Origin of the sequence: Pedobacter sp. FW305-3-2-15-E-R2A2 (assembly GCF_038446955.1) — a bacterium.
Lineage (GTDB): Bacteria > Bacteroidota > Bacteroidia > Sphingobacteriales > Sphingobacteriaceae > Pedobacter.
Genome location: NZ_CP151803.1, coordinates 3,863,836 through 3,880,271, shown reverse-complemented (window position 1 = coordinate 3,880,271; position 16,436 = coordinate 3,863,836). Strand labels below are relative to the sequence as shown.

Annotated in this window: 9 protein-coding genes; 6 read left to right on the top strand and 3 right to left on the bottom strand. The window is 44.1% G+C overall.

Going from position 1 to position 16,436, the window contains the following annotated elements; translation table 11 throughout:
* Position 1: 1 nt before the first annotated feature.
* The 3 genes from AAFF35_RS15415 to topA form a co-directional block, all read right to left on the bottom strand.
* Entirely contained in the window at positions 2 to 5,596 is a 5,595-nt protein-coding gene (locus AAFF35_RS15415; RefSeq protein WP_342327411.1) for an MG2 domain-containing protein, read from the bottom strand.
* A 73-nt stretch (positions 5,597 to 5,669) separates the two neighbouring features.
* On the bottom strand, positions 5,670 to 6,074 hold the full coding sequence (locus tag AAFF35_RS15410; RefSeq protein ID WP_342327410.1) for a hypothetical protein: 405 nt from the start codon (positions 6,072 to 6,074) through the stop codon (positions 5,670 to 5,672).
* 22 nt (positions 6,075 to 6,096) lie between these two features.
* Positions 6,097 to 8,661 (bottom strand): type I DNA topoisomerase, encoded by a 2,565-nt coding sequence (gene topA, locus AAFF35_RS15405; RefSeq protein ID WP_342327409.1) that lies wholly within the window; start codon positions 8,659 to 8,661, stop codon positions 6,097 to 6,099.
* A 641-nt stretch (positions 8,662 to 9,302) separates the two neighbouring features.
* Here topA and AAFF35_RS15400 point away from each other — a divergent pair.
* From AAFF35_RS15400 to AAFF35_RS15375, 6 genes are all read left to right on the top strand, one after another.
* Positions 9,303 to 10,109 (top strand): DUF4350 domain-containing protein, encoded by an 807-nt coding sequence (locus AAFF35_RS15400; protein WP_342327408.1) that lies wholly within the window; start codon positions 9,303 to 9,305, stop codon positions 10,107 to 10,109.
* Between the two features lie 122 nt (positions 10,110 to 10,231).
* Entirely contained in the window at positions 10,232 to 11,632 is a 1,401-nt protein-coding gene (gene uxaC / locus AAFF35_RS15395) for a glucuronate isomerase (RefSeq protein ID WP_342327407.1), read from the top strand.
* Positions 11,633 to 11,638: 6 nt separating this feature from the next.
* Positions 11,639 to 12,664 (top strand): sugar kinase, encoded by a 1,026-nt coding sequence (locus AAFF35_RS15390; protein ID WP_342327406.1) that lies wholly within the window; start codon positions 11,639 to 11,641, stop codon positions 12,662 to 12,664.
* A gap of 40 nt (positions 12,665 to 12,704) precedes the next feature.
* Positions 12,705 to 13,364 carry a bifunctional 4-hydroxy-2-oxoglutarate aldolase/2-dehydro-3-deoxy-phosphogluconate aldolase gene (locus AAFF35_RS15385; RefSeq protein WP_342327405.1) on the top strand — a complete coding sequence of 220 codons (660 nt, stop codon included), beginning with the start codon at positions 12,705 to 12,707 and terminating at the stop codon, positions 13,362 to 13,364.
* A gap of 39 nt (positions 13,365 to 13,403) precedes the next feature.
* Positions 13,404 to 14,771, top strand: coding sequence for an MFS transporter (locus AAFF35_RS15380; RefSeq protein WP_342327404.1), 1,368 nt, complete (start codon positions 13,404 to 13,406; stop codon positions 14,769 to 14,771).
* Positions 14,772 to 14,804: 33 nt separating this feature from the next.
* Positions 14,805 to 16,430 carry an NADP-dependent glyceraldehyde-3-phosphate dehydrogenase gene (locus AAFF35_RS15375; protein WP_342327403.1) on the top strand — a complete coding sequence of 542 codons (1,626 nt, stop codon included), beginning with the start codon at positions 14,805 to 14,807 and terminating at the stop codon, positions 16,428 to 16,430.
* Positions 16,431 to 16,436: the final 6 nt, after the last annotated feature.

Here is a 16,436-nt window from a genome sequence, read left to right as displayed (position 1 = left end):
GCTACTTAATTACCTGCACCCATTTCCCTGCCGTAGTTGCACTAATATTATTGTTATACATCGCTTCACACTGAACCGCTGAAAGGTAATAGCGACCGATATAAGAGGCGTTTAACAGCACTTTATAAATTACGGTCTCATTCTCCCTCAGGTTGAAATAAGTGAACACACGGTCATCTCTGATGTCTCTATACGTATATGGCGAAGAAGCAACAGCACTCTCGCTGTCGTTGATCCTGTTATTGATGATCTCCCAGCCGGAAGGGAAGATCTGCGTCAATGCCATTTGCTCGTAATAACCCATTCTTCCCGGGTTTTTGATCGTCACCTCTGCATAGAAATCCGTTCCTTGTTTTAAGGTAGATGGATCCAATGATTTTCCGTTTAATAATTTATAATCGATGTTCATTTCCAAAGCTTCTGCGTTGTTCGGCAGGAAGTTGTTTTGTCCGGCGGAAGGTTGTCCCTGAAGGATCAGACGTCCAAACAGTACACGGTCGCCGGTATTGCTGATCGATACACTGTTTCCTCCTTTAAAGGTTAAGTCGGTAATGTTCATGAACTGAGTGGAATTGGTGGTTCCGCTTTTTCCATCGATCTTATAATTGTATTTCAGCGTATTTGAAGCCGTATTTGCGCCACAGAACTTGGCAATCGCCAGTAAACTGTAAGCTGTGGTTTGTGTGCTGTACCAATCGTCTCTGCCCAACTTCGCCGCCAGTGGCTGGATCAGCTGTGCTGCTGCCGCTTTACGGCCAAGAAGGGTTAAGGTTTCCAGGATCATCGCCTGATCGCGGACATCAGAACCATAGGTTCCACCCATTTGGTTATAAGGCTTCACTTCTGTGGCCAGTCCTTTGATCAGACCATTTGCCGCATCCGCTTGTCCGGCCAGCTTATAAGCCGCTGCCAGTCGCCATTTCGCGGTTTCCGACAAGTATTGGAAGGCCTTTAATCTGTTCATCGCAGCCATTTCCGGTCTTTTAGCGAGTGCAAGCACATATAGACGGTAAGACTGAGACAGGTCACCACCATAGAAATTGGTGCTGTTTGGTGCCCAGTTTGCCGCTTTACCTTTCAGGTAGCGCAACAATTCATCCAGCATGCCAACCGGAAGGGTATAACCTGCATTTTGTGCTTCTACCAGGAAGTGTCCTGCATAATTACTTCCCCATTCGTCGGAAGTTCCTGCACCTGGCCAGTAGCCTAAACCACCATCTCCGGTCTGGAAGCCACGTAATTTATTGATTCCTGCTTTCAGGTTTCTTTCTGTCGTTACTTTCTGCCGCTCTGTAAGCGGTGTTAACTTATTCAGGAACAACTGAGGGAATACCCCTGAGGTGGTTTGTTCTACGCAACCATGCGGATATTGCATCAGGTAGCTCAACCGCTTTTTAAGGTTGATCGGAGGGATGGTAGAGAGTTCCAGACTTCCGGTATTCGTTCCCGCCATTCCTACAGGTTGGTAAGCGGTACCCCAGTTTTTACCCGGTTCAATCACAATAGGAACCACATTGGTGACATATGGATTAGGATTTCTGATGTCCAGTTCTACGTCGTATGCCGTTTTCTCTGCACCACTCTGTGCCACCAGTTTTACCTTGGCAATACCCGTCATTTCCGGAACTTTGATCTCAAAGTAAGCCATTTGCTCTCCTGGTTGTTTGAAAGTCAGCTGTTGTGTTTTGCTGCCGATCACTTCCAAATTCGCAGATTGCAATTGTAGGGTGACGTTTTTAAGGTTCTTTTCTGTCGCAAATACCGTTGCAGGGAGGGTGAAGCTTTCTCCCGGGCCGATTACCCTTGGTAAGGTAGCCAGTAACATCAGCGGTTTTTTCACCTGCACACTTTTCTCTGCGAAACCATAAGCCCCATCCTGACCGGCCACAACCATCGCCCTTACGGCGCCAATATATTGAGGCAGTTTAAATTTATGGGTGTTGCTTGCACCTTTGGAAAGCGCAAAAGGGCCCAGGTATTTCACTACAGGCACAAACCTGTTTGCTTTTGCCGGACTGAGGTTCTTGTTGATGCTTCCATCACCACCAATGCTCAGGATTCTTTCCAGATTCCCGCCCCAGGCACCAAGCACATAATCAAATAAGTCCCATGTCTTTACGCCTAAACCTTCACGGGCATAAAAGATGCCATGAGGATCAGGGGTTTTAAATCTGGTCAGATCGAGCAAACCTTCATCTACAATGGCAATGGTATAGGTCATCGCTTTTCCATTTTGTTCCGTTACGGTAATGTTGCTTTCCGTTTCCGGTTTCAGCTTATCAGCCATTTTGATCACTGGCTTTAAGATCGTTTCCGGATCCTCAATGAGCAAAGGAATGGCACCATACATCCGGATAGGAAGGTCGTTCAGCGTTTGTGCATGTGGTTGTAATAAGGTTACATTGGCGAACACATTCGGCGCCATGTTCTTTTCGGCTTTAAACTTAAATTGTGTTTGTCCCGCTTTAGTATCCGTCCAGAAAGTCTTTAATACTTTACTTCCGTTTTCAATTGAAATCAATGCCCGTCCATCTTTTCCCGAAGGGATGGTCAACACAATTTCTTCACCTACTTTAAATTTGGTTTTGTTGGCGGTGAAAGAAAGCATGGATGCTTCCGTAGGATTACTGTTTTGTTCGCGTTGTGCCCATCCCGGCCAATCGATATAGACCGATTTACCGGAAACATGGCCTCCATTATGGTCTCTGACCAGGATCATGTAACGACCCCATTCCGGTTCTTCGACCCTCAGGTTCCAGCTCGCTTTACCACCGCTGATCTGAACGGTTTCTTTTTTGATCAGCTTATTATAAGAGTTCTGCGTGAAATTGGCAAAGGAATTCTCATTGTCCTGTTCCCACCACCAACGCCATTGTACTTTATACAATTCTACATCTACAGATTTTGATCCGCCCAGCAGTTTTCCATCTCTGTTGACATTGACAATGTCTATTTTATGGTCCTGACCAGTGAGCAGCATTCCACTCAAACGGTCTCCTTCCGGCGCTTTAATGCCGTAATAGTCCGAATACACATGGTAAGGGATGCTGAAATTGTCGATGCTGAAATTACCACCGGCTTCGAATACTTTAATCGCAAAATTGGCTTTCAACATTCCCGGGGCAGTATTGTTCTCACTTAAATTCGTGCTTACTGCAGCAGTTCCGTTTTCATTTAAGGTTCCTTCGAAAATCGTTTTCACCTGCGACTGGAACGAAACGGTTGGGTTGTCAAAACTATAGTTTTCAAAGCCCTTAAAGGTCGTTTGCATGGTATTCAAGCTCACATCGACTTTCGCTTTCAGGTGCTTGCCCGGTGCCCCAAATAACCAGGTGGCAGTAAGGGAGGCTGCAGCTCCGTTTCCGACACCGAGATAAGGACGGTTGCCATAGTCAAAATTGATCTTTAAACGGTTTGGCATTACCGTTTCAATCTTAATGGTTTTAGAGAAGGTTGCTCCACCAGCTTTCACTTTCGCCAGCCAGTTTCCGGTCGGTGCTGTGCTTTCGGTAGCCGTTCTGAAGGCATAGAATCCATTTAAAGGTTTTCCATTGATTGCTCTCTTAACAAGCTGCCCCTGTGGATTGTAAAACTCGAAAGTAACCGGATAACCACCAGGTAGTTTTTTCAGTTTATCTTCCAGAATGAAAGAAAGGAACACCGAATCTCCGGGACGCCAAACGCCACGTTCTCCGTAGATGAATCCTTTTAAACCGTTTTGCACCACATCTCCACCTACATCAAACCTGCTTAACGGAAGGGAACTTCCATCGTCCAGTTTCAGGTAACCACGCTCATCGCCATTTTTGGCGATCAATAGGAAAGGTTTCTTTTTAAGGTCAAATGAAGCCATTCCATCACCATCCGTTTTTACGGTATGAATCACCTGTTTCTGGTAATCCAGCAATTCTAAGGTAACGCCGCTCAATGTTTTTGCCGTTAACAGATCTGTCGCAATGATCATCATGCTGTTGTCATTGCCTCGTTTGGCAATCAAACCAATATTGGAAGCAATCAGGTTCCTGCTCGCCCAGCGTTCACTGGTATAATAGGAGGGCGTACAAGGATTATCCCGGTCTTCCCAACGGTAATTGTTGGGGTAATTGTTGTTGTAACGGCTCCAGAAATCATCATCTTCATCGATCTTCTCTCCGTAACCACTATATTCACCGTCACCTTCTTCTGAAACATCACCATTTTCTGCATTGGCTTCCACGCATTTAAAGACATTATATTCTCTTCTGAAACCAACAGTGACACGATACATCGCACCAGGTTCTGTCCTTATGATCTTATCCAGATCCAGGGTGAAACGGTTTTTCTTATGCAGATCCAGCGCTTTATCTTCATCCAGCCGGATGGTTTTCTGCACGATAGGTTTCCCTACACGGCGAAGTTCCTGTCCGTCTTTATAATTATTGGTCTGGAAAAACTGGGGGATATTGTCCTCATAGATCTTGATCACCGTCACATCCACTGCTTTTAGGTTGACCGCTTCAAAGGGTAAGACCAGTTTCCCCGAAGTAGGGAGGATGCTTCCGCTTCCGGCAATGGTAACCGAAGGTAGTTTATTCTCAAAAACAATATTCGCTGTTTTCGCAGCGGATAATTTAACACTGTTGATATTTTCAACCCCTTCGTTTGCAGTAAAGGCATAATTTCCTTCCAGTGTTTCTGCCGAATAAACCTTCACCTGACTGGCATCTATGGTAAACCTGAGGTCCGTCAATTGGGCAAGGGAGATGAGTCCGTTCAGGTCCTGGGCAACGTTGACTGGCTCAGAGAACTGAACGAGTGCAAAATCTTCCAGATCCTGTATGGCTTTCATGTTCAGAATTTTGAAGACACCCTGCGCAGGAACTTCCAATACTTCTTCTCCTTTACCCGGTGCATCGATCGGATCACCAGACCAGATGAGCTTTAGCGGGTTGTCGGATTTTGTTTTCTTAATGCTGTCTACGGTAAAAGTAGAAATGTTTTTTGCAGGGTTGTGCTGCCATTTCACCTTTAAGGACTGCGGGAAATCTATTTTTAAGGCTTTTTCAATCTGCTTCGGATCTTCCTGATCGGAGGTCAGTACTTCTCCGCTTAATTTCATATAATCAAGGGAAGTATTGTTCTGAGAGACCAGTCCATTCTGACTCAGGCTTAGTCCCGGATTGATGACCCTGAAGTTGAATTCAAATTCTTCCAGGCCCTTTTCCGTTTCTGTCACCTTGTTCAGGTTGAAGGTCGCTTCGTAATCTTCTCCGGGTTTCAAAGGCTCATCGGGTCTGAATTCCAGCGTTTGGGAATCGATCCAGTAAGTTTTTCCTTTTACAGAAGGGGAGAAGCTGAACAGGTCCCTGGAATCGGCCACGCCGATATCACTCATGGTTTTCACCTGACTGGCCAGATGGAGCCTGACATAACTTTTCTTGGAAACTGTTCCTGAGGTATAGGCTTCTATGTATTTGGAATAAGCCTGATTGTAGTCTTTTGGTCTTTCTTTTTTGAAAAAGAAGAGCGAGGCAAGGCCGATGAGAATGACCGCTACAGAGCCGATAATGATTCCTTTTTTATTCTTTTGAATAAATGGAGATGACGTGAATTTCATACACTTTTATGGTAAAGTTGGAGATGTGCATGAAAATTAGCAAAAAGGATTGGTATCAGAAACTAAACCGAAATTATTTTATCATCACACCCGGCATATTTACCAAAGGAATCCGAATTAAATTATCATCAACGATACTTTCAGGAAGGAAAATGAATTTTTTATCATAGATCACCTCGTCCAGGTAATAGCTTAACCAATATTCATTGGTTAAGCCAAAAACTTCAGGATCTATTGCTTCAACGCCTGCAAATGAACGGGCTTGAAGGTCTCCCAACGAATGTCTGAGTACAGAGGTTTGCACCATTCTGCCATCTTTTTCTCCATAGCCTTTAGAGCTGATCAACACATTTTTCAATGGTTTATCTTTCAGATTAATCAGGTAAACAGTCCAGTTTTTTACTTCCGGACTTTCGCTCTTCAGCACTACTGCAACAGCAATGTCTTCTACTATATTTTCAGGGAGATCTTTCTTCATATCTGCATTAAGCAGGCCAGGCCTACTTTTTCTTGGCTACCGGTTTCTTTTTTGCTGGAGACTTTGCTGCTGCCTTTTTCTTGGCAACTTTAGGTTCAAAAGCATTAGGTACCTGTTCTACAATTAGTTTTTTTACTTCTTCAAGGGAGACGCCCGCAAGGTCTTCAGGAGTATATTTCTCTCCTGTAGCCGGGTTTTTACCCAATTTCAGCATGTCTTTACCGAAACGGATGAAGGGGCCCCATCTGCCGTTTTCAATCGCAATCTTCTCTGCCGTCCATTGCTGAATAAACCTGTTCGCTTCTTTCTCTACCTTTTTACCGATCAGCTCCTCGATGTCTTTCTGCGTCAGGAAGTCAAAGTTATAAGCTTTAGGCACATTGATAAATAAGTCATTCCATTTGATGAAAGGACCGAAGCGGCCTTTACCCTTGGTTACCGGTAAACTCTCATAATGCGCCACCGGTGCATCAGCTGTAATTTTCTCTCCGATAATTTCAATGGCACGGTCCCTGTCTACAGACAGTGGATCTTCGTTTTTAGGAATGGAAATGTAAGCATCTCCCCATTTCACGTATGGACCAAAACGGCCTACACCTACGGAAACTTCTTTACCTTCATAATCTTCCAGCTGGAAAGGAAGCTTGAATTGCTCCAACGCATCCTCAAGTGTTACTGTTCCTACCGATTGAGATTTCGACAAGCTGGCATAACGTGGTTTTTCCTCGTCGTCATTCTGTCCGATCTGCACCAATGGTCCGAATTTACCCACTTTAGCATATACATTCTTTCCGGAAGCAGGATCAATTCCCAATAAACGCTCTCCGTTGGCACGGTCTGCATTTTCAAGGGTAGTTTCTACTTCAAGATGGAATGGAGTGTAGAAGGAGTGGAGCATTTTTGTCCATTCCTGCAATCCCTGGGCGATCTCATCGAATTCCTTTTCTACGTTGGCAGTAAAGTTAAAGTCGACAATCCCTTTGAAATGTTCTACCAGGAAGTCGTTTACCACTTCACCTATATCTGTCGGGAAGAGCTTTGATTTCTCTGCCCCTGTGATTTCTGTTTTAATTTGTTTGGTTACCACTCCATTAGCCAGTACAATTGCACTGAAGGAACGCTGGCGGCCATCACGGTCTTCTTTAACCACGTATCCACGGTTCTGAATCGTAGAGATGGTTGGCGCATAAGTGGAAGGTCGGCCGATGCCCAGTTCTTCCAGTTTCTTGATCATGCTGGCCTCTGTATATCTTGCAGGAGGACGGGAGAAACGTTCTGTGGCATTCATTTCCCTTAACATCAGTTCCTGACCCTTGGCCAATGGAGGAAGCATATTGCTGTCTTCCGAATCCTCCAGGTCTTCCTCATCACTTGATTCCAGATATACCTTTAAGAAACCATCGAATTTGAGAACTTCACCTTCGGCAACCAAATGTTCTTTACGGGTACTGATCGCAATCTGAGCAGTTGTTTTTTCAAACAGGGCTTCGCTCATCTGAGAAGCAATGGCACGCTTCCAGATCAATTCATATAAACGTTGTTCTGAGCTGTCGCCGGGTACGGTATGGTGGTTGAAATAAGTAGGGCGGATGGCTTCGTGAGCTTCCTGTGCACCTGCTGTTTTCGTTTTATACGTTCTGATCTGATGGTATTTATCGCCCCATGCGGATTTGATCTCTGCTGATGCTGCCTGTAATGCAGTTTCAGAAAGGTTTACCGAATCGGTACGCATATACGTGATCCTTCCACTTTCGTACAGGCGTTGTGCGACCTGCATCGTCCTTGACACAGAATATCCCAGTTTACGGGAGGCTTCCTGCTGTAAGGTAGAAGTGGTAAATGGAGGCGCAGGATTTCTTTTCGCAGGTCTGGTTTCCAGACTATCTACGCTAAATCCTGCTTTAATACAATCGTTTAAGAATTTTTCTGCATCAGCTTCCAGCTCAAAGCGCTGAGGCAATTCTGCTTTAACCACTTCTTTCCCTTTTCCGGTGCTGAACTGTGCAGAAACCTTAAATGCTGCTGTGGCATTAAATTTATTGACTTCTCTTTCTCTGTCTACAATCAGACGAACAGCCACCGACTGTACGCGTCCTGCAGATAAAGAAGGTTTTATTTTTTTCCATAAAACAGGGGAAAGCTCAAAACCTACCAGCCTGTCCAGCACACGTCTGGCTTGCTGGGCATTCACAAGGTTATAGTCAATCGTACGTGGAGTTTCTATCGCCTTTAATATGGCAGGCTTAGTGATCTCATGAAAAACAATCCTTTTTGTTTTATTTTCTTTTAACCCTAATGTTTCGTATAAATGCCATGAAATCGCTTCTCCCTCACGGTCCTCATCGGACGCTAGCCATACCATTTCGGCTTCCTTTGCTAATTTCTTAAGCTCTGCAACGATCTGCTTTTTATCAGCAGGAACCTCATAGGTCTGGGCAAAATTATTGGCTACATCAATACCCATATCCCCTTTAACCAAATCCCGGATATGTCCGTAACTTGATTTAACAAGGAAATCTTTTCCTAAATACCCTTCGATGGTTTTAGCTTTTGCAGGTGACTCAACTATTAATAAATTCTTCGCCATTCAGAACGTTTTTCTGCAAATAAAGCTATAAATAAGCCTAATTTCAAAATTCGACATGATTTTTATAGTAAATATATTTGTAAATGTGTCATTTTGCCCATGATAAAGTGGTGACTTATAGCTGATTTAAACAAAAAAGATGGGTTTTGCGGTTTTTTTTGATCTTTTATCAGAGATTGTTCCAGATCTGTTGGAAGGAGGAAGTGTAGCACACCATACTTATATAATATATACAAAGGCCGGATAGGCGCCTGTTTGTCTCCTATTACGCTCTATACACGCTCTTGGGTTGGAAGGTAATTGGAAGGTGTCTCTCATTGCTCCTGGCAAGCTTATGACCGCTTGCAGGAATACTCATTTAATGCCCGTTTTACACCAGTTGCTTACCCGCCTTTAACAGGCTTCCAAGCGGGTGTGCACCGAGTATAGAGCGTGTATAGAGCCTGGTTAGAGCGCGTATAGGTACAAGCGGTTCTGAAGCTGTCTTTTGGAAGTCTCATACAGGTGTTTTTTAGCCGGTCTACGCTAACGATTGCGTAGTTTTTTCCCGCGCATTTGTTTCATTAGCTGTCTAATCTTTGTAGACTTGTATCAGCCCGGAATAGGGCCCTAACCAAATCTTCAAAAGAATTAACCAGGATATGAGCAAAAGTTCCATTTTCCCTGTTTTGTTTACATTGCTCTGCACAGGAGCGTGTTATGCCCAATCAGCACCTAAGCTAAGCGGACAGCCTCTGGTATTACTGGACTCTTATTTTAACAATGAAATTAAAAAAGATCCAAATGGGACCCCACAATCCTGGCATTACAAATGGGAGGAAAACAGCGGTGTAGGCTTTTCCTTATTTGCCGGAGTACTTAAGGATAAAGGTTTTACAACAGAAACATTAAGGGCTGCGCCGACGAAGGCCAATTTAAAACATGCTTCAGTATACATCATTGTTGATCCGGATATTGAAAAGGAAAATCCAACCCCCAGCTTTATAAACGAACAGGACATTTCTGCCATTACTTCATGGCTCAAAGCCGGCGGTGTATTGTTGCTGATGGCAAACGACACCGGAAATGCAGAGTTGGCGCATCTGAACCAGCTCGCCAAACACTTTGGGATTCAGTTCAATCTGAACAGTAAGGGGAGGGTGACCAAAAACGAATTTGAAATGGGAAGAGTGGACATTTCCCCTGAAAATCAGTTTTTTAAAACAGCCAGGCAATTGTTCATCAAGGAATACAGCACGTTAACGTTGACTGACGCTGCAAAATCCGTTCTGAAGGACAAGGACGGGGATCAGGTCATCGCCATTGCGAAATACGGTAAAGGAGCGGTTTTTGCCATCGGCGATCCATGGCTTTACAATGAATATGTAGACGGAAAGAAACTTCCCCTTGCCTTCGACAATTTAAATGCAGCCCGGGATCTGGCCGACTGGATCAAAAGCTGCCTATAACGATTGCGCAAATAATTCCGGATGAAGCCTGTTAATCCTTATAATAATTATGTAGAATTGTTTTTGAGGTATAACATTTTGCCGCTTTATCTATAAAAATTAATACATTTAAAAATATTATTGTGAAGAACTTTTTAGACGACAATTTCTTATTACAGACCAAAACAGCGCAAACGCTATATCATAATTTTGCAAAACAGATGCCGGTTATTGATTACCATAATCATTTAATGCCGGATCAAATTGCAAACGATTTCAGGTTTGAAAATATTACCCAGGTTTGGCTCTATGGCGATCATTATAAATGGCGTGCAATGCGTGCCAACGGTATTGATGAACATTACATTACCGGTAACGCTACTGATCTGGAGAAATTTAAAAAGTGGGCCGAAACCGTGCCCTATACTTTAAGAAACCCTTTATACCACTGGACACACCTGGAACTACAACGTTACTTTGATGTACATGAGGTGCTTTCTCCGGCAAATGCAGAGCGGATTTATGAAGAATGTACCGCTAAACTACAGACACCGGAATATTCCGTGCAAAACCTGTTGCGGAAAATGAAGGTGAAAACCTTATGTACCACCGATGATCCTTTGGATTCCCTGGAGCACCACCAAAAAATAAAGAACGATGGACTGGACATCAAAGTGCTTCCGGCATTCCGTCCGGATAAAGCGATGAATCCAGATGACCAGCAGGCGCTGAATAAATATATCGATCAGCTTTCGGCTTTAACAGGCCGGGAATTAAATGATCTGGATGCCTACCTGTCTGCGCTTAAATCAAGACATGATTACTTTGCGGAAAATGGTTGCTCTGTTTCTGACCATGGCCTGGAACAGATCTATGCCGATGATTATACCGAAGAGGACATAAAAGACATTTATGGAAAGATCAGAAATGAAATTCCTTTGACGATCGAAGAAAGAACTCAGTTTAAATCGGCTTTACTGTTTCAATTTGCCTTATGGGACCATGAAAAAGGATGGGTACAACAATACCATTTGGGCGCCTTAAGAAACAACAATGACCGGTTATTGACGCAGTTGGGTCCGGATACCGGATTTGATTCGATCGGTGATTTGCCACAGGGAAAGGCACTGTCTAAGTTCTTAAACAAACTGGATGCTCAAAATTGCCTGACAAAGACCATTCTGTATAACTTAAATCCAGCCGACAATGAGTTGATGGCTACGATGATTGGCAATTACAATGATGGGACAGTTGCCGGAAAGGTTCAATGGGGTTCGGCATGGTGGTTCCTGGATCAGAAAGAAGGGATGATCAAGCAGATCAATACCTTGTCAAATATGGGTTTACTGAGTCGTTTTGTAGGGATGCTTACCGACAGCAGGAGCTTTTTATCTTATCCCCGTCATGAGTACTTCAGAAGGATTTTATGCAACCTTTTTGGGGATGATGTGGAAAACGGGGAGTTGCCTGATGATCAGGAATGGCTTGGAAAAGTGATTCAGGACATCTGCTATAACAATGCAAAAGAATATTTTAATTTTTAATGATATATGGGCAAGGTTTTAAACTTTGGTGAACTGTTATTGAGGATTTCCCCGGATGTAGAGGGAGCCTGGCTGAAAGAAAATAACCTTCCTTTTTACGTGGGAGGGGCAGAAGCCAACGTCGCGGCTGCTTTGGCACTTTGGGGTGTTCCTTCGGCTTACCTTTCTGCGGTACCGGATAATTTTTTGAGCAGACAGGTGGTTGCTCATCTGGATCAGCTGAATATAGACACGAGTCCGATGCAATACCTGGGAGAACGGATTGGTTTATATTACCTGGCTAACGGGAAAGACCTCAAGAACTCGGGTGTAATTTACGACCGTAATTATTCTTCTTTCTCTACCCTAAAAACAGGGATAATTGATTGGGATGCCGTTTTCGAAGGAATTAGCTGGTTTCATTTCAGCGCGATTTGTCCGGCATTAAACGCAGATGTTGCAGCGGTATGTGAAGAAGCGTTAAAGGCGGCTTCCGAAAGGAATATCCGCATTTCACTGGACCTGAATTTCAGAAGTAAATTATGGAAATACGGAAAAGATCCGATAGATGTCATGCCGCTTTTGGCCCCGTATTGCGACCTCATCATGGGAAACATCTGGGCCGCTGAAAACATGCTGGGCATTCCTGTACCTGCGGGCCTGGTCGAAGCAGACCTGAAAGCACATTATTTGGAACAGGCAACAATAAGCTCCAAAGCGATTATCGCTGCATTTCCTAAATGTACTGCAGTAGCCAATACCTTCAGGTTTGACTTTAAAACCGGTGTTAAATATTACAGCACTTTGTTTACGGAAAATGAGTTGTTTGTTTCCAAAGAGTACCGCGCGGAAAAGATCGGCGGAAAAATAGGAAGCGGTGATTGTTATATGGCAGGCTTGATTTATGGTTTTTACCATCAGCTGCCTCCTGCAGAAATTCTTGGATTTGCTACCCGCGCGGCCTTCGCCAAGCTTTTTACGACCACTGATTTCAATACCACAAAAATCGAAGACATTCAGCTGGTGGTTCAACCTTATGAAACCAGCTTTTAAACAGAAAAATAAATAAGACGTACGGTAAAAAAATATAGAAATGAAAACAAAAGAAAGTTCTTTAAAAGCCATCACAGATCAGGGAATCCTTCCATTATTTTATTTTGAAGATGCTCAGGTGAGTCTGGATATTATCAGGACATTATATAAAGCGGGAATCAGAGTGTTGGAATATACCAATCGTGGTCCTGCAGCTCTGGCGAATTTCAGTATGCTGATAGAGACACTTAAAACGGAAATGCAAGACCTTTACCTGGGAATAGGCACGATAAAAACAGTTAAAGAAGCAGAAGATTTTATCGCCGTTGGCGCCCATTTTATCGTTTGCCCAATCGTAAATCCTGAAGTAGGCGAACTGGTTCATTCCAAAGGTTTACTCTGGATTCCGGGATGTTTTACGCCTACAGAGATCAATACTGCCCATCAGCTCAAAGCCGGATTGATCAAATTGTTTCCTGCAAACATTCTTGGCCCATCTTATATGTCGGCGATTAAAGATCTTTTTCCAGGTCAGTTGTTCATCCCGACAGGTGGAGTGGAGATTGAGCAGCGCAACATCAGCGACTGGTTTAAATCGGGCGTTTGTGCAGTTGGCATGGGCAGCAAGCTGATCAGTAAAGAAATATTAGAAAACAAAAATTATAACGAATTAGACACCTTAACCAGAAAGACAATTGATCTGGTAAAATCGGGCAGATAATGCCCAACCAATTGACCTAACCAACCAAAGCCAAATATAATGAAAGAGACTAAAATGGGTAATTACAGATGGACAATCTGTGCATTATTGTTTTTTGCAACGACAGTCAATTACCTTGACCGTCAGGTGTTGAGCCTCCTGCATCCCATGCTGGAGAAAGAATTTAACTGGACCAATAGTGACTATGCCAATATCACAGCGGCATTTCAATTTGTATATGCCATCTCCATGCTCTTTGCAGGAAGGTTTGTAGACCGTTTGGGAACGAAATGGGGATACATCATTGCGCTGATCATCTGGTCTATAGGCGCCATCATGCATGCGGTTGCGGTACCTATCGGCGTAAGTGCAGCAGCACTGATCAGTTGGGTCGGATTAGGAATGGTACCGGTTTCCGTAATCGGCTTTATCCTGGCAAGAGCCGTCCTGGCTTTTGGTGAATCGGCAAATTTTCCGGCAGCCATTAAGGCGACTGCAGAATATTTCCCAAAGAAAGAACGTTCTTTTGCTACCGGAATCTTTAACTCCGGAGCCAATGTTGGCGCCATTTTAGCACCGCTAACAGTGCCATGGATCGCAAAAGTCTGGGGATGGGAATCTGCGTTTATCATTGTAGGTGCAGTTGGCTTTATCTGGCTGGGCTTCTGGTATGTTTTTTATGATAAACCAGAAAAACAAAAACGCATGAACGCAGCTGAACTGGCTTATATCAATAGCGATCAGCAGGAGGAAGCGCCGGTAGCGGAAGTCGCCCCAACTGAAAAGGTAGCCTGGTTTAAATTATTAGGATACAAACAAACCTGGGCATTTGCCTTCGGTAAGTTCATGACCGATGGAGTTTGGTGGTTCTTCCTGTTCTGGCTGCCTTCTTACCTTAAAGTACAGTACAGCTTAACGGGAACAGACATCATGATGCCTTTAACGGTATTGTATAGCATGACGATGATTGGAAGTATTGGCGGGGGATGGTTCCCGATGTACTTCATTAAAAAGGGATATTCGCCTTATGACGGACGCATGCGTGCCATGTTTGTCATTGCCTTATTTCCATTATTGGTATTGGCGGCACAGCCTCTGGGGCACATTAGCTTCTGGATCCCTGTGGTCCTGATTGGAATTGGTGCTTCTGCACACCAGGCATGGTCAGCAAATATTTTCACCACTGTTTCCGATATGTTTCCTAAAAAAAGCATCGCTTCGGTAATCGGAATTGGTGGTATGGCCGGCGGTATGGGCGGCGTGGTGATGTCGAAATTAGGCGGCGCCCTGTTTGACCATTACAAGCTGTTAGGACATACACAGACAGGCTATACCATTATGTTTGCGATTTGTGCGGTGGCTTATTTACTGGCCTGGGTAGTGATGAAATCACTGGTTCCAAAATACACACCGATCACTGATTTATAAATCTGTAAGATTAACCTAACCGACCATATGACTATGAATTTTAATGAACAGCTCCAGGCCATCTTTGTGGAAGCACATCAGGTTCCGGAGGAATTTAAATTAGAAGAGGAGGTTCACCAGCGGGAATACCTGAGCAATGGTGAACTACGTGCATGGGATGGAGAAGTACATGAAGTGTTGTCGCCAATCTGTCTGAAAACCCCGGAAGGGCTGAAGCGCAAAGTGATTGGGACTTATCCTTTATGTAGTGAAAAGGAAGCGGCCGAAGCATTGGATGCCGCTGTGACTGCTTACAACAATGGAAGAGGCGAATGGCCAACCATGAGTGTCGGCGACAGAATCAGCTGTGTAGAGAAATTTACCGGCCGGATTATAGAGAAGAAAGCAATCGTCGTGAAACTACTGATGTGGGAGATTGGTAAATCTTATGCAGATTCTGTCAAAGAGTTTGACCGGACCGTAGAATACATTCATGCGACGATAGATGCCTTGAAAGACCTGGACCGCCAGTCTTCCAGGTTCAGTATTGAGCAGGGAATCGTGGCGCAGATCAGACGTTCCCCTTTGGGCGTTGTATTGTGTATGGGGCCTTTCAATTACCCGTTGAATGAAACCTTTACGACCCTGATTCCGGCATTGATCATGGGGAATACCTTGCTGTTTAAACCGCCTAAACACGGAACTTTATTACATTATCCTTTGTTGGAAGCCTTTCGGGATTGTTTTCCAAAAGGCGTGGTCAATACGATCTATGGACGGGGGAATAAAATCATTCCTGACCTGATGAAATCTGGTCAGATCAATGTGTTGACTTTAATTGGTTCCAGTAAGGTCGCAAATGAACTGAAAAAATTACATCCAAAAGTAAACCGTCTGAGGGCTATCCTCGGCCTGGATGCCAAGAATGCAGCGATCATTACAGCCAAAGCAGATGTTCAGCTGGCGGTTCAGGAAACCGTGCTGGGCGCTTTGTCCTTTAATGGGCAACGTTGTACAGCATTAAAGATTATTTTTATTCACCGGACACTGGCGGATGTCTTTCTAAAGGAGCTGACGAAGGCAGTCGGGCAACTGAAATTTGGAATGCCCTGGGAAAACGGCGTTTCTTTAACCCCTCTGCCAGAACCACATAAGCCTGCCTATTTGCAGGAATGTATCGCTGATGCCGTCGCAAATGGTGCAACGGTGATCAATGAACATGGGGGAGCAGTGAATGAATCTTTTGTATATCCGGCAATTGTATATCCGGTAAACAAAGAAATGAAGCTGTATACCGAGGAGCAGTTTGGTCCGGTAATTCCGGTGGTTCCTTTCGATGATCTGGAAGAAACGATCGACTACCTGATCGAATCTACTCATGGTCAGCAGGTCAGCATTTTTAGCAATGACGAAGAAGAGATTGCGGCATTAATTGATCCATTAGTGAATCAGGTGAGCCGTGTAAATATCAATTGTCAATGTCAGCGTGGCCCGGATGTGTTTCCGTTCACGGGAAGAAAAGACAGTGCCGAAGGCACTTTATCAGTGGTTGATGCTTTGCGCTCCTTCTCGATCCGTTCCCTGGTGGCAACGAAATTGAATGAAAACAACAAACACCTGATCAATGAAATTGTGGAAGGTAACAGTTCCAATTTCTTAAGTACCAGGTATCTGTTTTAATATCAT